15 protein-coding genes are annotated in these 17564 nt (G+C 44.7%); 13 read left to right on the forward strand and 2 right to left on the reverse strand.

The window, feature by feature from the left end; translation table 11 throughout:
* Positions 1 to 111: 111 nt before the first annotated feature.
* Together FZC79_RS15570 and FZC79_RS15575 are read left to right on the forward strand one after the other, a co-directional pair.
* Positions 112 to 669 (forward strand): hypothetical protein, encoded by a 558-nt coding sequence (locus FZC79_RS15570; protein ID WP_148947695.1) that lies wholly within the window; start codon positions 112 to 114, stop codon positions 667 to 669.
* A gap of 47 nt (positions 670 to 716) precedes the next feature.
* Complete coding sequence (locus tag FZC79_RS15575) at positions 717 to 1220, forward strand: phosphoribosylanthranilate isomerase (RefSeq protein ID WP_148947696.1); 504 nt, start codon at positions 717 to 719, stop codon at positions 1218 to 1220.
* Between the two features lie 102 nt (positions 1221 to 1322).
* On the opposite strand, the gene FZC79_RS15580 is transcribed toward FZC79_RS15575, so the two are convergent.
* Positions 1323 to 2582, reverse strand: a complete 1260-nt coding sequence (locus tag FZC79_RS15580) for an NADH:flavin oxidoreductase/NADH oxidase family protein (RefSeq protein ID WP_148947758.1) — start codon at positions 2580 to 2582, stop codon at positions 1323 to 1325.
* A 150-nt stretch (positions 2583 to 2732) separates the two neighbouring features.
* Between FZC79_RS15580 and FZC79_RS15585 the strand changes: the two genes are divergently transcribed.
* From FZC79_RS15585 to FZC79_RS15595, 3 genes are read left to right on the forward strand one after another with little or no spacing between them, the layout of a single operon-like run.
* Positions 2733 to 3395 carry a class I SAM-dependent methyltransferase gene (locus tag FZC79_RS15585; RefSeq protein ID WP_187442814.1) on the forward strand — a complete coding sequence of 221 codons (663 nt, stop codon included), beginning with the start codon at positions 2733 to 2735 and terminating at the stop codon, positions 3393 to 3395.
* Positions 3396 to 3400: 5 nt separating this feature from the next.
* Positions 3401 to 3841 carry an NUDIX hydrolase gene (locus tag FZC79_RS15590; RefSeq protein WP_148947698.1) on the forward strand — a complete coding sequence of 147 codons (441 nt, stop codon included), beginning with the start codon at positions 3401 to 3403 and terminating at the stop codon, positions 3839 to 3841.
* Positions 3838 to 4383, forward strand: coding sequence for an AAA family ATPase (locus tag FZC79_RS15595; RefSeq protein ID WP_148947699.1), 546 nt, complete (start codon positions 3838 to 3840; stop codon positions 4381 to 4383). Before FZC79_RS15590 ends, FZC79_RS15595 begins: the two co-directional genes overlap by 4 nt.
* Positions 4384 to 4581: 198 nt before the next feature.
* Here FZC79_RS15595 and FZC79_RS23650 read toward each other — a convergent pair whose 3' ends face one another.
* The gene (locus tag FZC79_RS23650; protein ID WP_252183355.1) at positions 4582 to 4911 is read right to left on the reverse strand and encodes a hypothetical protein; all 330 of its coding nucleotides are present in this window, start codon (positions 4909 to 4911) and stop codon (positions 4582 to 4584) included.
* A 324-nt stretch (positions 4912 to 5235) separates the two neighbouring features.
* Here FZC79_RS23650 and FZC79_RS15605 point away from each other — a divergent pair, with 324 nt between their 5' ends.
* Genes FZC79_RS15605 through FZC79_RS15640 form a run of 8 tightly spaced genes read left to right on the forward strand, consistent with a single transcriptional unit; the run spans position 5236 to position 17539 of the window.
* Complete coding sequence (locus FZC79_RS15605; RefSeq protein ID WP_148947700.1) at positions 5236 to 7677, forward strand: hypothetical protein; 2442 nt, start codon at positions 5236 to 5238, stop codon at positions 7675 to 7677.
* A complete protein-coding gene (locus FZC79_RS15610) occupies positions 7674 to 8606 on the forward strand; it encodes an ABC transporter ATP-binding protein (RefSeq protein ID WP_148947701.1) in 933 nt (310 codons plus the stop codon). Before FZC79_RS15605 ends, FZC79_RS15610 begins: the two co-directional genes overlap by 4 nt.
* Complete coding sequence (locus FZC79_RS15615; protein WP_148947702.1) at positions 8607 to 9461, forward strand: ABC transporter permease; 855 nt, start codon at positions 8607 to 8609, stop codon at positions 9459 to 9461.
* A complete protein-coding gene (locus tag FZC79_RS15620; RefSeq protein WP_148947703.1) occupies positions 9454 to 11046 on the forward strand; it encodes a hypothetical protein in 1593 nt (530 codons plus the stop codon). The genes FZC79_RS15615 and FZC79_RS15620 overlap by 8 nt, the downstream gene beginning before the upstream one ends.
* A 4-nt stretch (positions 11047 to 11050) precedes the next feature.
* Positions 11051 to 12058, forward strand: coding sequence for an AAA family ATPase (locus FZC79_RS15625; RefSeq protein ID WP_148947704.1), 1008 nt, complete (start codon positions 11051 to 11053; stop codon positions 12056 to 12058).
* Positions 12055 to 12924, forward strand: coding sequence for a DUF58 domain-containing protein (locus FZC79_RS15630; RefSeq protein ID WP_148947705.1), 870 nt, complete (start codon positions 12055 to 12057; stop codon positions 12922 to 12924). Before FZC79_RS15625 ends, FZC79_RS15630 begins: the two co-directional genes overlap by 4 nt.
* A gap of 9 nt (positions 12925 to 12933) precedes the next feature.
* Positions 12934 to 14760 (forward strand): vWA domain-containing protein, encoded by a 1827-nt coding sequence (locus FZC79_RS15635; protein WP_148947706.1) that lies wholly within the window; start codon positions 12934 to 12936, stop codon positions 14758 to 14760.
* Positions 14744 to 17539 (forward strand): vWA domain-containing protein, encoded by a 2796-nt coding sequence (locus tag FZC79_RS15640; RefSeq protein ID WP_148947707.1) that lies wholly within the window; start codon positions 14744 to 14746, stop codon positions 17537 to 17539. Before FZC79_RS15635 ends, FZC79_RS15640 begins: the two co-directional genes overlap by 17 nt.
* The last annotated feature ends 25 nt before the right edge of the window (positions 17540 to 17564 follow it).

The following is a 17564-nucleotide window of genomic DNA, read 5'->3' on the forward strand; positions in this document are numbered from 1 at the left end:
TGCCGTGTCTTTTATAGTTTTATGAGTCGATTACTTGTGCATCCGCTTGTATTCACTAACTATAGTAAAAGAGGATTCACCATGCTGGTAATATAGGGGGGGGCAGGAATTATGAAAAAATGGCTTTATCTATTATTGACCTTAGTGGTCCTGCTTGCCGGATTTGCAGGATATCACATTTCTCAGTATGATATCGAAAATAGAAAAGAGGATATTAGAACAAATTTGAATTTCTGGCTAAGCAGGGGTTCAGAGAACATGGAAACTGAAATCATAAGTGTAACCCAAATAGATGGGACAAATTCTTCTATTGTATTATATAAAATCCATCGAGAAAGTATAGGCTACGCTCTATTAAGAAAAGGTTGGAATGGTAAGTTCAAAATAGAAAACAGCATTCACGGCAGCAACATAGCTTCCTATCACGTTATTGAGACTAATCAAGGAAAATATGGAATTGTAACAGGCAAAAATCCTGATCTGAAAATAGAAAGAATCCGTGCGGAGTTACTTTATGAAAACTTCGAATTCATGATAGACGTTTCAGGACAAGAAACGTTTGTTATGTATGAAAAGCTTCCTGAAGAGTTAGAGGAACCATTCCCTGCTGATTTAATGTATTTTGATCAGGAAGGCTCCGTAATTGAGGTGAAGGAGCTTGAGAATTAAGGAGAATGCCGGCCTGTCCCTTATTAAGCAAGATCTTGGAGGAGCATATGGATTATCATAAATACGAAGAGTTTATTAAAATTGCAAAAAAGCTAAATGAAATTGACATTATCCCGTTGTTAATGGGATCTGTCGGTTTAGAAGTCCTATCAGGAAAGAGTTGGGATGCCCAGGATTTAGATATTCATGTACCTGGTGATAAAAGGGGTTGGGAAGTTCCACCAGAATTATCGATACACAACTGGGGTGACATTGTTGAAATCATGAAGTCCATGGAATACAGGCTGATTGATTTGCACGAACATGAGTTTTTTAAAGAAGGTTTTTCGGTTGAATTTGGGATAATTGACACTTTACCCAGTTTCGCAGGAGTACCATTACATGAGTTAGAAAAACACGAAGATGGAGACGCAGTATATTATGTACTGAACCCTAAGCAATATTTGAAGGTTTATGAGGCCTCATCCAAGGATAGTTATCGTTCAACCAAAAATAATCATAAAGATTTAAGGAAAATAGAATTTTTAAAAAGCATTACTGATGTTGACTGAATGAAAGTGCCATTAAGCTGAAAATCTATGAAGGAGCTCAGAGTAACAAACTCTGAGCTCTATTTCTATAAGATTCGCCAGCTTTACCTGCCTTGATCGTTTTTATCCACGCCTTTTTTTAAAAACAGCTGTTCCGTTGGTTGTTATGGTATGAAGCAGCGCCAGCCATACACTATGGTCTGGTTTTGGAGACTGGGAATTTCCAATCCTTGCAAGCTGCTGCTCATACCAGACGATTTCCAGCATGGAAGCAGACTTATCGAGCCATTTCAATCCTGTTTTCATCGGCTTTAACTTTATAGTTTCATAAGTTCCTTGGAAAATTTGATTTGGCAGGTCAGGGATCAGTGCTAGCGGCTTTGCGATTCCCACCATGTCGATTTCCCCCTGTGCTACAGCGTCCGTCATCGCCTTTTCTGAACGGAAGCCGCCGGTGACTACCAAAGGAATAGAGACAATCGAACGTACCTTTGCTGCAAACTCCAGGAAATAGGCTTCTCGTTTTTTTGTGCTTTCTTTAACGTTGGCTCCCTGCATCATGGGATTTTCGTAATTTCCGCCTGAAATTTCAATAAGATCAACTCCTGCTTGGGCAAGTTTGCGAATAACCTCCAATGATTCCTCTTCGGTGAAACCGCCTCGCTGAAAGTCAGCTGAATTCAATTTGATTCCAATGGGGAAGTTTTCGCCCGTCTGCATGCGGATTTCCTTATAAACCTCCAGCAGAAACCTCATCCGATTCTCCAAACTGCCGCCCCATTCATCGCTGCGGCGGTTGTGATAAGGTGAGAGAAATTGACTGATGAGGTAGCCGTGGGCCGCATGAATTTGAACACCTGTAAAACCGGCTTTTTGGGCGACACTGGCTGCCTTGCCAAAGCGTGTGACTAATCCCTGAATTTCTTCTTCGGTAAGAGCCCTTGGTTCATTGAAAAATTTTTTCAAACTCCCGGATAATGGAATCGCACTGGGAGCCACCGGCGTCTTCGACAGAGTTCTCGGTGACTGCTTTCCCGGATGATTTAATTGCATCCAAAGATGAGTTCCATTTCTCGTTCCAGCTTTTGCCCAATCACTGAGCACAGCTAAATCTCTTTCATCTTCAATAACCACATTTCCTGATTCTCCAAGAGCGTTTCGGTCAATCATGACATTGCCTGTTACGACAAGCCCTGTTCCACCGTCAGCCCAGGTTTTATAGAGTGTGACGAGAGCAGGGGAAGAGTTATGATCATCCGTTCCAAGTGCTTCACTCATCGCAGATTTAAAAAACCTGTTTTTTATTTCAGCTCCATTAGGCAGTGCTAAAGGTTCTGATAAAGGGTGATTCGTATTATTCAAGTGTGTTTCACCTCTGTACATAATTTTAATCATGATCTTATTATCCAGCTTGATGACGTGGTAAATCAACTTTACACACTCCAGATCTATTAGAATACTCATTGTAAATTGTTGTAATTTTTGAAATAATGTATGGAGTTTGAAAAAGAAAGGGCGAAGAGGGTGACTGAAATGAAGACCTATTGGGATGAACAATATTCCAAAGTGAGCAGGTTATGGGGGTTGAAGCCCAAAGAAACTCTGGTTCAATATAAAAATCTAGTTCTGGAACATGGGAAAGTTCTTGATCTTGGAATCGGTGAAGGAAGAAATGCTCTCTATTTTGCCGGCCAGGGATTTACTGTAGAAGGAGTAGATCTCTCACCTAAAGCCATCGAACGCTGTCGTACTGCTGCTGAAGAAGCAGGGTTGAGTATTTTAACTTTAAAAGAAGACCTTAGAAATTACCAAATTGAAGAAGACTCTTACTCTTTGATAATCCTATCCAATATCTTGAACTTTTTTAATAAAGAAGAAATCAGCGAAATCATTCAATCGGCTAAAGAAGGGCTGGTCGACCAAGGACTTATATACATAAATGCATTCGACATTAGTGATCCAGGTTACGAGAAGAGTAAAGAGGAATATGAGGAAGTATCACCAAACACATTTTACCGCCCAAAATCAGATTCCTTTATCCATTTTTTCACTAAGTCAGAGTTGGAGAGATATTTCTCTGGTTACAAAACAATTAAGGCATCGCAGATATACTCTTTGGATATGGGCCATGGAGAACCTCATTACCATGGAATGATTGAACTGCTGTTGCAAAAAAATGAAGAGAAGCAGGAGTGATGAACATGTTTATTGTCAATGTCGAAGGTGCCATTCACCGTGATGGAAAATGGCTGTTGATTTTAAGAAGCGAAAAGGAAGAGCACGCCGGAGGCCAACTTTCGCTCGTCGGCGGAAAGTGTGATATTGAAGGAGTGTCCTCTGATATTTTGGAAAGGACATTGCAGCGGGAAATTTTTGAGGAAGTAGGCTGTGAAGTAACAGGCATTCGCTATGTGAACAGTGCTTCCTTCGTGACAGATTCAGGTGTGCATGTCATCGATATAGTGTTTTTGTGTCAGCACCATTCTAGAGAACCTTACGCTAAAAGCGTTGATGAAGTCGATGAAGTTGTATGGCTGACGACGTCTCAGATACTGGAACTCCCAGAGATCCCTTCTTATCTTAAGAAAAACATTTCAATGGCGGATAAAATGCTGAAGGAAAAGGATACGGCAAGGTTATGAGCAGAGAAACCAAGGTCATTGCAGTATCTGGAGTGTCAGGGAGCGGAAAAACGACTGTGACTAAATGTTTAGGAGAAAGGTTAAGGAATTCAGAATCCCTCTTTTTTGACGATTACATATGGAAGGACGCGCCGGAAGACCTTGTGAAGTGGGTAAAGGATGGGGCAGATTATGACCTTTGGAATTTAGAACCATTGGTAAAAGACGTCATGACTTTGTTAGAATCCGTAGATCCTCCGTCGTTTATATTACTTGACTACCCTTTCTCCTATCAAAATCAAGGGATGAAGGATTGGATCGACCTGTCCATTTACATAGATACCCCATTGGACGTTGCCCAGGGCAGGCGGATTTTAAGAGATTATAAGAATGGAACCGCATCTGAAATCCATAAAGATATAACCTTTTATTTAGAAGAAGGGCGGAGGGCCTACGAAGAAATGGAAACGACTATTAAAGGGGATGCTGATTATATCGTAGATGGAACGCTTCCTGTGAATAGAGTAGTTGTACTGATTTTATCCGAGCTAAGAGGAAGGTAGTCTGCTATATGAGTAAAACATCGGAGTGCTTTACGATTGTTATGAAACATAGGAGATAACTGATATTAGCCAAGCGTTAAGATTACCCTCTTTGGGATTTGCCTGGTGGAAGGCTGGAAGAAGGCGAGCAATTGAGGAGTGTGCCATCAGAGAGGCGGGGGAGGAAGCATGTTACATAAGTGAGTTTGGAAGGTGGCTTTAATATGTTGGTGGGATTGTTTGTGAGACGTTCTGTTTCAGGACCCTCCTTGAGAGGGGGATACTACCGAAAGAAAAAAATGGAAAACTGTCTATTAAATAGGCTTTTTTCTGGATGTTTGCTGATTTAGAAAACGATTTTACATTCCCCCCCTTTACGTAGGAGGATTGAAGCGGAAGGCGGACGATCTCCTGCGGGACTAGCGGGACAGGTGAGACCCCCAATCCAGTTCCAGCGCCTAGCCCCTCGGGGTCAAATAACCTCAAGAGAATAAAAGGAAAGATCACCTTTTTTTCTCTTGAGAACATTTGCCTGTCGGGGCTGATCAAGGCGCTTCCACTTTTTATACAGGCGCAGCCGAGGAGGCTCACCGCCCGCCCCGCGGAGTCGACCGCCTGGAGCGGAAATCCATTTCAATTTAAGTAGCCACAATCTTTACGAAAACAGCTAATAAAAAAACTCCCTCTTTTAAAAAAATGCCCCATATCGCACATATTAGACACCGACCTGTCAATCAACCAATCTATATTCCCCAAATCACATATACAAAACCGAAAACCTAAAAATATTTTAAAAAATCACATAAATAAGAGAACTTTTTCACCCTGAGACTCGTCTTTACTATTGAGAAGATAAAGAGGGGGAAAATTTGGGTGAAACAGTACATAGGAAAAATACTAGCAGTTGTGCTGCTCCTTTTGGGATTAATGCCATGGATGGCGGTGGAGACAGCTGCACAAGGAACACTGACGATTGACACAGAACCAGGAATCAAAGGAAAAGTAAAGAATGGAAGTGCCTTTCCAGTTACTGTGACCATCACCAATGACGGCGAGGATATTAGCGGTGACCTGGTCGTTTCTACAAGTCCACATTATCATGCTTACGGAAATGTAGTAATACCGGTTGAAATAGCCGCAGGTACTGAACAGAAAATTCAATTCTCTGTTCCTGGTTTTAACGACTATATGGGGGGAGCAATGAACCCCAATGGCAAGAAGGAAAAACGGATCAGGTTCTATGAGGGAGGCTGGAAGGACGGCAAGCAAATTAAGCTTACCGGCGATACCAGTTTGACACCAAACCTCGTTCCTGAAATGAAACCGGTATTGGGTGTGCTGAGTGACAATCCGGATCAAATGAACGTTTTGAAGCTGACATCCTACCAAGGGGAGGCACCTGAGGTTCTGCCTTTGACAGCAGAGACAATGCCAGAGGATAGTCTTGGCCTTAACATGTTTGATGCTGTTATCATTCATAACTTTTCTATTGATGGCCTGAGTGAGAGGAAGCAGTCTGCGCTTAAACAGTGGGTAGAACTTGGCGGCAGAATGATTATTGGAAGTTCGCCCGACCTGCAGCAGAAAATGGGGGCTTTGGAAACTTTGGTTCCAATGAAAATTACAGGTGAAGAGAAGTTGAAGGACCTTTCCTTCCTGAAAGGATTCAGCGACAAACCTCTCTCCATGGAAGAAATGACCGTAATGACTGGTGAAATCCAACCAGGAGCAGATACAGTAATTGAAGAAGGCGGCAAGGTGCTTGCTATAGAAAAAGGATTCGGCACTGGAGAAGTCACCCAGTTGACCTATAGTCTAGCTGAAGAACCTCTTGCTTCATGGGAAGGAAACAGCGGCTGGTGGAACAGGATTTTAACTGCGACACTGGATACCAGTTTTAAGCATCCGATGTCCTATTATGACCAGGCAGAAAACATTCTGCGGACGACAACTGAATTGTTCGCATCTTCGTTCCTGCCAGTCTCGGTAATAACTTTATTATTCGCCCTTTATATCATCATTATTGTACCCGTCCTTTATTTTATCCTGAAAAAGAAAGATAAGAGAGAATGGGGCTGGTGGATCATCCCTTCCATAGCGGTTCTGACAAGTTTGGGAATCTTTATAACAGGAGCGGCGGACCGCACAGGCGGTGAAAACCTGAATAAAGTGGCCGTTGTCTCGGTTAACGAAAAAGGCATGGGCTCAGGCTTTCATTTTGCTTCCATGCTCTCAAGCGGAGGCGGAGATTATACTATGGAGTTCGGGAAAGAAAGCCTGAATCCCGTTCCATTCAATCAAAGGTATGTTGAAGAAACCAACTTCAGTGATTACCCGATGATTCAGAATTCCGTGGATGGCTCAAAGGTCACCTTCCAGGAGGTAGAATATTGGTCAGTCCGCTCGGCAATGAATCAATTTACCTCACTTGAAACCGGCAGAATCGAAGGGGAGTTGAAAGCCGGCAATGATTTCCTTTCAGGTACTGTGACTAATAATATGAAGCATGACCTTCACGATGTATTTGTGCTTGCCGGAGGCAGTGCATACAAAATCGGTTCATTGGCAAAAGGAGAAGAAAAGAATGTTGAGGTTGAAATGAAATCGTCCACTTTATTGAGTTCTCCTAACAGCATTGCAGCTGGAAGGGCTTTTCCCGGGGCGCAAAATATGATGTATGGCCCAGGACCAGGACCACAGACAAAGCCGGGCGATGACTGGAAAATGTTCAATCTGCTGAACTATGCACTACAAGAAAAAATATACAATTATTCTCTGAAGAAGCCGCTGATCGTAGGCTATTCCGATGAATCTCTTATTGAATTGACCATAAATGGAAAAAGTGCAGAAGAAGAGTCTTTGAATTTATTTCTTCAGCCTTTCGACATAGAGTCGAATAATACAGGTACCTTTAAACTTAAACAAGAACAGATGGAACCACAGGTGTCTGTGGTAGAAGGAATGATTCATCATCAGGATTTCATGGAAGGCAACTACTATATCGATGCAGCACCAGGCACCTACGATCTTTCATTCCAGCTTCCGGATTCAGTCGTCGATAAAAAAGTCACCTATACGAAAATGCTTCTTTCTTTTAGGGATATCGAGACAACAGACGGACTATCACTGGTGAATGCCAAAACAAGGGAAACTGAGGAATTGGAATCTGGTGTAAGGCAAATAAAGATAGAAGAAGATGTTCAGCGCTATATTGATAAAGACGGAAAATTGACTATCAGGATTGAAAAGAGAGGACAGAATAACCCTCAGCTTCCTGTTCCGGGAGTCACGATAGAAGGGGAGTTTGTACAATGATCGAAATCATCAACTTGACTAAAAAATACGGCTCGTTTACAGCCCTGGACAACTTAAACCTATCCATCGAGAAAGGGACTGTTTTCGGGGTGGTAGGCCCAAATGGAGCCGGGAAGTCGACCACATTCTCCATCCTGGCCACTCTCCTTGCACCCACAGAAGGAACCGCTTATGTTAACGGTTTTGATGTAACGAAGGATCCGAAAATGGTTCGCAAGCAAATAGGATATATGCCCGACTTCTTCGGCGTTTATGATCAGTTCAAAGCTTCTGAGTACCTTGATTTCTATGGAGCGAGCTACGGTTTGACGGCAGCTGAGCGAAAGGCACTGATTCCGCAGCTGCTCGAACTCGTCAACTTGTCTCATAAAAAAGACTCCTATGTCGACCTGCTCTCCCGGGGGATGAAACAGCGGCTGTGCCTCGCTCGCTGCCTGATTCATGATCCAGAAGTTTTAATTCTGGATGAACCCGCTTCAGGATTAGATCCACGGGCAAGGATTGAAATGAGGGACATCTTGAAAGAACTGAAAACAATGGGGAAAACAATCCTGATTTCCTCTCATATTCTCCCTGAGCTTGCCGAAATGTGTGATGAGCTCGGAGTCATAGAGAATGGGAAACTTGTGGCTTCCGGTTCTGTGTCAGTTATCCATCAGCAGCTTCAGGCTAACAAAATTTTGAATGTCACGGTTATGGATGAAATAGAAAAAACGGTCTCCTTTTTCGAGGACGATCCTCATGTGGCTGAAGTATTGCAAGATGAAAAAGAACCGAATACCATTCATTTTGCTTACTCAGGGACAGACCGGGAACAGGTGGATTTGTTGGTGAAAGCCATGCAGTCCGGTCTTTCCATCATGGACTTCACCCAGAAGATGACGGATCTAGAAGACATCTTCCTGGAAATAACGAAAGGAGATGAGTAGATGAAAACACTTCTGATCAACCCGGTATTGAATAAAGAAATTAAGCTGCGCCTTCGGTCGTTGAAAAGCTTCCTGGGAATACTGTTTTACCTAGTCGCTCTGGGGATTGTGGCTATCGGTTTCATTTATATAACGATGATGAACAGCCAGGCGGGGTACATCCGTCCGGAAGAAAGCCGTATGATGTTCATGGTGCTCTCCATGGTCCAGCTGGGACTGATTATGTTTATGACACCGGGCCTTACAGCAGGTGTCATCAGCGGGGAGCGAGAAAGACAGACACTCAATATGCTGCTGACAACGGAACAATCATCAACAAGCATCATTTTAAGTAAGCTGATTTCTTCAGTAGCATTTCTGTTTCTGATGATTTCCGCATCACTACCGTTATACAGCATCGTGTTTTTGTATGGAGGCGTTTCACCGGGAGTGCTTCTGGCGACGTTCGGCATTTATGTCATCACCATCATCACCATTGGAAGTATTGGGATCTTATTTTCGACCCTGCTGAAAAAAACGATTGTGGCAATGATTGCGACATATGGGGTGGCTCTGTTCTTAACAGCCGGGACCGGATTCATCACGCTGTTTTTCATGAGCGCATTTTTCTATGGAAATACAACTAATATTGCTCCCTATTTTATGATCATGACAAATCCGGCCTTTGTTCTGATGACGGTATTTGAACCCAACATACAGGAAGAGTTTTTTACAAGGACAGGAATCGAACTGCCATTTTGGATTACGTTCGGTGCGTCATTCATTATAATAGCCGCAGCATCTCTGTGGATCAGCATCACCAAGCTTCGTCCTAATATGAAACCTTACAGAAGAGGAAGAAAGAAAGATGCATGACCGCAAACTCTTTCTTTCTTTGCTGTCCTACCTTCATAGGAAGCTGGCAGTAAGGCATTTCAGCAGACTGCTCTCTTACGGCCTGGCAAGTGCCGCCTGTTCGTCAGCTTTCCTTGCACTTGCAGGCAGGCTGTTCGTCATTACGTGGTTATGGGAAAAAATCGCGATAACCAGTGTCCTGCTGCTCCTTTTTTTCGCTGTTGGGGCTTTTCTAAAACGGCCGACAAGTCAGTCTGCCGCACAGCATTATGATGAATTTGCCGGGGAAGAAGCGGTGTCCACCGCACTTTCCTGGCTCAATAAAGAAGATGTCATGCTTCAACTTCAGCGTAAAGATGCTTTAAGAAGGATGAAAGAATCCAAGAAAAACATAGACAAGATCAGCAGGCTTAATCTTCCGAAGAAGCCTCTCTATACCGCATTGTTTCTGGTACTCATAGTTTCATTCTCCCTGGCTTTTCCAAGCACAATGATGGAACAGGCCGAGCAGAAGGAAGAAGAAAAAAAGATTATGAAAGAAGCGAAAGAAAAGGTTGAGAAACTGGCCGAAAAGAAGGACAGGGGTGAAAAAGTTAATAAGGAACTCACTGAGCTTCAAAAGGAACTGGCTGAGAGCAAGACTGCTGAAGAATCCTTGAAAAAACTTTTAGAAAAAGAAAGAAAAACAGCTCAACTAAAGAAGGAAGCGGAAGAGGCAGAAAAGAAAGTACATTCTCTTTCTGAGGCTGCTGCAGGAAACAAGCTCAATGAACTCTCAGAGGCGCTGCAAAACATGGATCAAAAAAAACTTCAGGAAGCAATGAAGCAGCTTAAAAACAAGCAAAGCCTGAGTAAAGAAGAGCTTGCAGGACTGCAAAAAATGCAGGAAGCAACAGAGGGGGAAGGGAAAGATCTCAGACAGCTTACAGAGGAACAGCTTAAGGAAATGCTGGCAAACCTAGAGAAATCACTGGAAGAAGCGATTGCTGCTGCGTCGTCCCTTTCGCAAACAGCGGCTGCCCAGAAAGACCTGCAGCAGCTTGCGAATAATCTGAACCAGCAAATGGCCGCGGCTGATTTAGGCGCAGCCCAATCGCTGGCTTTCAATAATTCTTCATCCAACCCTTCTGCTTCTGGACAAAACCCACCAGGAGGAAAAGCAAGTAATCCTTCACAAAGCGGAAACGGCCAGGGAACAGGCAGCGGTTCTTCCGGAAGTGGTTCGGGTTCAGGGTCAGGTTCGGGAACAGGTACTGGATCTGGTTCTGGAGCAGGTTCGGGAACTGGCTCTGGGAATGGAAGTGGTCAAGGAGGCGGTAATGGAGCCGGCTCCGGACAAGGGTCAAGAGAACTAGTGACCGTTCCTGACCGTTTGGGAGGAAAGACGAATCAGTCTGTTGATAATGGCCAGCTTGGACAAGGTTCCGGTGAAAGGCAGACAACGGACGAGGGCCCAACTCTCAAGGGATCAGCAAGACCTTACAATGAGGTTTATGGAGAGTATGAACAGGCTTATCGGGAAAGTGTCGACCGAATGGCACTGCCTTCTAATCTTGAAAATGTAGTAAAGAATTACTTCAGTGAATTGAATCCGGAAGGGGAGTAACACATTGACAGAACTTGCTATCAAAGAACAGAAGCTGCATGAAGCAGCCGAAACCTACCGAAAAATTAAGGGTGAAATCGGTAAGTTCATCGTCGGACAAGAAGAAACCGTTGAGCAGGTCCTATGGGCAGTATTTTCAGGTGGGCATGCGCTTCTGGAAGGCTTACCGGGCCTCGGAAAGACGATGCTTGTCCGTACTATATCAGATGTAATGGATCTTCAATTTTCCAGAATCCAGTACACTCCAGACTTAATGCCGACAGATATAACCGGCACGATGATGATCCAGCCGGATGAACAGGGGCGGCAGAAATTCCATTTCCACCAGGGACCTATCTTTTCGAATATCGTCCTCGCGGATGAAATCAACAGGGCGACCCCCAAAACACAGAGCTCCTTATTAGAAGCGATGCAGGAGCAGACGGTGACCGTGCTTGGTGAAATGAAGAAGCTTCCAAAGCCTTTCTTTGTCCTGGCTACTCAAAACCCGATCGAACTAGAAGGAACGTATCCGCTTCCTGAAGCCCAAATGGACCGCTTCCTTCTAAAGATCAACATTGAGGCACCGAGAAGAGAGGAATTAAAGGAAATCGCCTTGAGAACAACTGGGCTGGAAGAGATTGTATTGAATAAGCAGGTTGATGCAGAATTCATTTTGAATACGCAGAACCTCGCAAAAGAAATAGTCGTGGCTGACCATATCCTTGATTATGCTGTGTCTTTAATCCTGGCAACCTCGCCCGACCAAGAATCATCTCCAGATATCGTAAAAAACAATGTACGATACGGGTCAGGTCCAAGGGGCTTGCAGAGTTTGATCAAGGTAGCGAAAGTACGGGCTTTATTTTCTGGAAGGTACCACGTTTCAGTCGGTGATCTGAAGACAGCGGCTCTGCCTGTTCTCCGCCATCGAATCTTCCTAAACTTTGAAGGAGAAGCTTCTGGGATATCTCAGGACCATATCATCCAGGAAGTTCTTGCTTCTGTCGATAAAAACGGGAGCGCTAAATGATGCTGCTTTCTCCACGTATTTTACAGCGCTCCACAAAGCATGCTCTTGTGATGAGGAAATCGGTCAGGGGAATGCATAAAGGAGAGAGGCGTTCGTCCAAGCAGGGTACATCCCTGGAATTCTCTGATTTTCGGACGTATGTCCCGGGGGATGATCCTAGATTAATAGACTGGAACGCTTTTGCCCGGACACAGAAACATTATATCAAGCGCTATCTTGATGAACAGGAACTGTTCGTTACCATCTATTTGGACTGCTCAAAGTCGATGATGATCCCGGCTGCGAAGTGGGAGATGGCCAAGTCCCTGGCTGCATGTCTCGGGTATATGTCCTTGGTGCATGATGACAGGGTTTCCGTCTATCCCGCCGGAAGCGGGGCTCCTTCCTTCCTGCATAAGAAAGGCAGAGCTTTCGCTGGAAGACTGGTAACTTATCTAACAGAATTAAAAATTCCAGCAGGCTCAGAAACCTTCTGGAGAAGACTGGCAGAAATACAGCAAAAGAGAAACGGTCTGACTCTCATTATCAGCGACCTTCTGGAACCGGTTGAGCATATAAAAGAAGCGTTGAAAAGGATGCAGGCTTCCAGGCAGGAAATCAGGATAGTACAGGTTCTCAGTCCAGATGAACTCAAGCCTTCTTTTCATGGGGACCTGAAGCTTGTCGACAGTGAGTCTAAAGAGCCGCGGGAGGTTTCCATCAGCAGAAAAGTACTGCATGAATACGAGGAACGGCTGCAGGCACATAACAACGAATTGGAAAGATTCTGCAGAGAAAGAGGAATCGGTTATCTGCAGTGCTCATCGGCACAGCCCTTAGAGGAACTGGTTTTCTCTTCAATGGCTGGAAAAGGATGGGTCATGTGAGGTGAGAAAATGGGATTTTTAACGCCGTCATCTTTATGGCTTGGAGGTTTCCTAGCTGTACTGATATTATTTTATTTATTTCGTAAGGAATTCACAGAAAAAGAGATTTCCTCTACTATTCTATGGGATCACCTCGTTCAAGAGTGGAAAGCGAATAGATGGTGGAGAAAGCTTCAGCGCCACCTTCTTCTATTACTGCAGATTTTAATCGTCTGCCTGTTGGTATTGGCGATGGCCCAGCCTTTTTACACGGGATCGGGTATCAGCGGCAGCCATGTGGTAGTTGTCCTCGATCCTTCTGCATCCATGGGTGCAAGGGAAGGAGAGGCGACCAGATTTCAAGCGGCAAAAGAGGCCGTTTTGGATATGGTCGATTCACTAGGAAGCGGCCAGCAGATGAGCCTCCTGGCTGCCGGGAAGGTTCCGCAGCTTCTGTTCTGTGAAGAAACAGATAAGAACACGATGAAAAGGAAAATCAACGAGTTAGAAGCGACATTTGAAGAAGATAACATGATACAGGCCGCGGGATATGCAACTTCGCTTGCACCCGAAGGAGAAGGAGAAATTCACCTCTTTACAGACTCTTTGAAAAAAGAAGAGCTGAAAAAGGTTCCTTCTTCCCATAAATTCGTGGTTCACAATATTGGTAAACAAATGAACAATCTTTCTCTTCGCGCGTTTGGTGCTGCTGAAAAGGAAGGGACTATTACCGGTGTACTCACAATAGCTAATGAAAGTGAGAAAGACACCAATGTATCTGTCTCAATAGAGGGGGATGGCGGCAGTGTGGCCAAGAATATTCTTGTTAAAGCGGAAGCCGCCGAGCTGCTTTACATAAATGACCTTGCACCATCAGCTTTTTATGAAGCGATTATAACAAATGAAGATGATTACCAAGCGGACAACACGATCTCAGCCATACTGGGTGATTCTGCTTCAGCAGAAGTATATTTGGCGGGGGAAACCAATCCTTTTTTAGAAAAAGTTCTGCCTCTGCTTGGGTACGATCCAGTAGTACTATCTGAAAATGAAGAGGGAGAAATACTATATCCTGATGATGGTTCAGGTGTTTATATCTTATCGGGGATAGAGCAGGAAGATTGGCCTGCAGGACCTAAATTCATCTTATCTCCTGTACCTGGTGGAAGTTTAAACGTGGGAGAAGAAATAGAAACAGAAGAGGGACTTTCAGTTGAAGATTCTCATCCTCTTCTCAGTTATGTGGAGATGGAAGACGTTTATCTTCAATCCAGAAAACCTTTTACTTCCAGCAGCCTCGAATCGATTGTCTGGAGCGGAGATGAACCGGTAATCAGCAGCGGAACATATGAAGGAAGTCCAATGGTGATGGCAGCAATGGATTTGGAAGATTCCGATTGGCCGCTTCAGCCCGGATTTCCAATCTTTATAAAAAATGCCCTCCACTACCTTCAGGAGGAAAATCAAACCCTTGGCTACGCTTCTCCAAATGAAGAAAAGCAGGTCTCCTTTTCTTCTGACAGTAAAGCAGCAGAAATTTTCGATCCACTGACTAATGCAGTATCAGATAAAGTGGAGCTCAATTCCGATTCGATCCGCATGCCAGGAACTCCGGGAATTTACGCACTGAAAGAAACATCAGATTCAGGAACAAGAGACCGCTATTTTGCTGTTTTGCTTTCTGAAAAAGAACAAACCATCGCATCGGAAGAATCCTTTGCCATCGGGGGCAGTCGAAGCAGTGAAGAGGATGATAGCACAAAAAGTATTCATCCTCTTTGGAAATGGGCAGCTCTGTTGGCATTCATACTGCTGATTCTGGAATGGGAGGTATACCGCCGTGGAATTACAACTTGATCAGCCTTTGTGGCTATTGCTCCTTCCAGCAGCAGCTGTTGGACTGTTTCTATTTTGGAAAAGCCGGACAGGAATCCCCCTTCTTGAAAAGAGGCTGATTCTTACCATCCGCTCTCTCATTGTTCTCCTGGTCGTTCTGGCCTTGGCTGGCTTGCAGGTCCTGATTCCGGTCAGCGGGATATCGACCGTCTTTGTTGCCGACCAATCGGACAGTCTGAAAAATCAGGAAGAAGCCATCCGTAGTGCTATTGATGAAGCAGCAAAAGAAATAAAGGCGGATGATAAATATGGAGTGATTTCCACTGGAACCACCTCCGTCGTTGAACGGCCGCTGAAGGAGAAAACAGACGCCGGCATCCAGTTCCGCAGTGAATTGGATACTTTCAGTACAGATCTATCCAGCGGGCTGCGACTAGGCGGAAACTTGATTCCATCTTATACAAGCGGCAGGGTTGTCCTCCTTTCAGATGGAAATGAAAATGGCGGTGATGCTGCGGAGCAGGCAGCATATCTGAAACAGCAAGGCTTAACGGTCGATGTGTTTCCTGTGGAACCGGTATATGGGGAAGATACAGCCATAAGTTCTTTAGAACTTCCCGATACTCAATTTCTGGGAGAAACTGCAAAGATCGAAATCGAATTAGAAAGCAATATCGCATCAGAAAGCCGGATCAGAATTTTTGAAAATGACAAACCGGTGATTGACAGCGGTGTATCCATACAGCCTGGAAAAAACCACTTTGCTTTTCAGCATAAAGCCTCTGAAGAAGGGTTTCGGCAATATAGGGCAGAAGTGATTACAGGTGGAGATACCATCAGTGAAAATAATGAAGCTTTTGCTTTCACTACTGTGGCAGGCGAACCGAAAGTACTTGTCGTAGAAAATACAGCCGGCGAAGGAAGCAATCTGACAGAGTCCCTTCTTGCTTCCGGCTTGAGAGTAGATGTAATTTCTCCTGAAATGCTTCCGACTGTCCTATCGGGCTATGTACAGTATCAGTCGATTGCGTTCGTGAATGTTCCTGCCACTAAAGTGACGGGGCAGCAGATGGAGCTGATTCACAGTGCAGTCAAGGATTTCGGAACAGGTTTTGTTATGGCAGGAGGAGAAGACAGTTTTGGACTAGGCGGCTATTTTAAAACTCCGATAGAAAAATTGCTGCCGGTAAATATGGAGCTGAAAGGAAAGAAGGAACTTCCTTCTCTCGGAATGGTCATCGTCCTGGACAGATCCGGCAGTATGGCCGGGTACAAACTTCAACTGGCAAAAGAAGCAGCAACCCGATCGGCTGAACTGCTGAGAGAAAAAGATACATTGGGATTCATCGCTTTCGATGACCGGCCGTGGCAAATTATCGAGACAAAGCCCATTGGTGATAAAGACAAAGCAGTAGAACAAATCAACGGGCTGACTGCAGGAGGAGGGACTAACATCTTTCCATCCCTGGAGCTTGCCTATGAGCAGCTGACACCTCTCGAACTGCAGCGGAAACATATCATTCTATTGACTGATGGACAGTCAGCGACCTCGCCCGATTACCTTACAACCATAGGAGAGGGAAAATCGAATAATATTACCCTTTCCACTGTGGCGATAGGGGACGGGTCGGATCGGGTTCTACTGGAGGAACTGGCTGAAGAAGGCGGGGGAAGATTCTATGATGCCGTCGACTCTTCTACCATACCGAGCATTCTCTCAAGGGAAACCGTCTTAACGACGAGGACTTATATAGAAGATGACCCTTTTTACCCTATCCCAGTGGGAGGCAGCGGCTTGGATGATTTATTCAATGCCGGAATTCCGCAGATGAATACGTATGTTGCGACCACACTAAAGGGCCGCGCGGACTCCGTACTCTTGAGTGAAAAAGACGACCCTGTTCTGGCAAGATGGCAGTACGGAATAGGGAGGACTGCCTCCTGGACCTCGGACATCCCTGGAGAGTGGTCCGGGGACTGGCCTATTTGGGAAAGGTGGCCGGATTTGTGGAATCAGCTAGTCACCTGGACACTGCCAAACTATCAAAATACAGCATTTGAAGTCAGCCAGACCCTGAATGGAAACGAAATGAATGTTTCGATCTCTCAACCAGACTTCCAAGCAGTCCCTATGGATGCCGTACTCGTGAATAATAAAGGAGAGGAAACTGCCTCTTCCTTCAGAACCACTGGTCCCGGAGAATATGAAATGACCTTCGCAGCCCAGCCAGGAACCTATATCCTTCAACTGATTGAAGAAAACGGCGAGGAAGGAAATGGGGTATTCCGTACAGGCATCTCGGTTCCTTATTCTTCAGAATACCGGCTCATGGAGGCCAACCTTGCGAACCTGGAAAGAATTGCTGAGGCAGGTGGAGGCGAGGTTCTCTCTTCATCAGAATGCCTTTTTAAGGATAACCTGCCGAAATCTTTTACTAAATCAAGTATTCACCAATGGCTGGTATTGACCGCTTTCTTCTTACTATTTTTGGAGATCGCCCTGCGCAGGTTCGGTTTGGCAGGACCTGCAGCCGCCTTCGCCAAAAAGAAAGAAAAAAGGCAGGAAGAAAAGCAGCAAAATCAGAAAGTAAAAATGGAGCATTTCAAGAAGCTTCAAACCTCCGCTTCCAAAAAGAAGGAACCACCAAAAAGGGTGGAGCCGAAGCCTGCTAAATCTCAAACAAAAACCCTGGAAAAGGAACTCCCCCCTAAAAGGGTGCAGGCTAAACCTCCTCAAGAAGCCAATCGCTCAGAAACCATGAACCGGCTTATTGAAGCGAAAAAGAAAAAGAAGAGATGACCCAAAAAGAAACAAGCGCCGCAAT

Origin of the sequence: Rossellomorea vietnamensis (genome assembly GCF_008180615.1) — a bacterium.
Lineage (GTDB): Bacteria > Bacillota > Bacilli > Bacillales > Bacillaceae_B > Rossellomorea > Rossellomorea vietnamensis_D.

Bases quoted from the DNA above. Each gene is read 5' to 3' on its own strand.
- FZC79_RS15570 (WP_148947695.1), top strand. From the start codon at position 112: ATGAAAAAATGGCTTTATCTATTATTGACCTTAGTGGTCCTGCTTGCC.
- FZC79_RS15575 (WP_148947696.1), top strand. From the start codon at position 717: ATGGATTATCATAAATACGAAGAGTTTATTAAAATTGCAAAAAAGCTA.
- FZC79_RS15580 (WP_148947758.1), bottom strand. From the start codon at position 2,582: ATGTACAGAGGTGAAACACACTTGAATAATACGAATCACCCTTTATCA.
- FZC79_RS15585 (WP_187442814.1), top strand. From the start codon at position 2,733: ATGAAGACCTATTGGGATGAACAATATTCCAAAGTGAGCAGGTTATGG.
- FZC79_RS15590 (WP_148947698.1), top strand. From the start codon at position 3,401: ATGTTTATTGTCAATGTCGAAGGTGCCATTCACCGTGATGGAAAATGG.
- FZC79_RS15595 (WP_148947699.1), top strand. From the start codon at position 3,838: ATGAGCAGAGAAACCAAGGTCATTGCAGTATCTGGAGTGTCAGGGAGC.
- FZC79_RS15610 (WP_148947701.1), top strand. From the start codon at position 7,674: ATGATCGAAATCATCAACTTGACTAAAAAATACGGCTCGTTTACAGCC.
- FZC79_RS15615 (WP_148947702.1), top strand. From the start codon at position 8,607: ATGAAAACACTTCTGATCAACCCGGTATTGAATAAAGAAATTAAGCTG.
- FZC79_RS15620 (WP_148947703.1), top strand. From the start codon at position 9,454: ATGCATGACCGCAAACTCTTTCTTTCTTTGCTGTCCTACCTTCATAGG.
- FZC79_RS15630 (WP_148947705.1), top strand. From the start codon at position 12,055: ATGATGCTGCTTTCTCCACGTATTTTACAGCGCTCCACAAAGCATGCT.
- FZC79_RS15635 (WP_148947706.1), top strand. From the start codon at position 12,934: ATGGGATTTTTAACGCCGTCATCTTTATGGCTTGGAGGTTTCCTAGCT.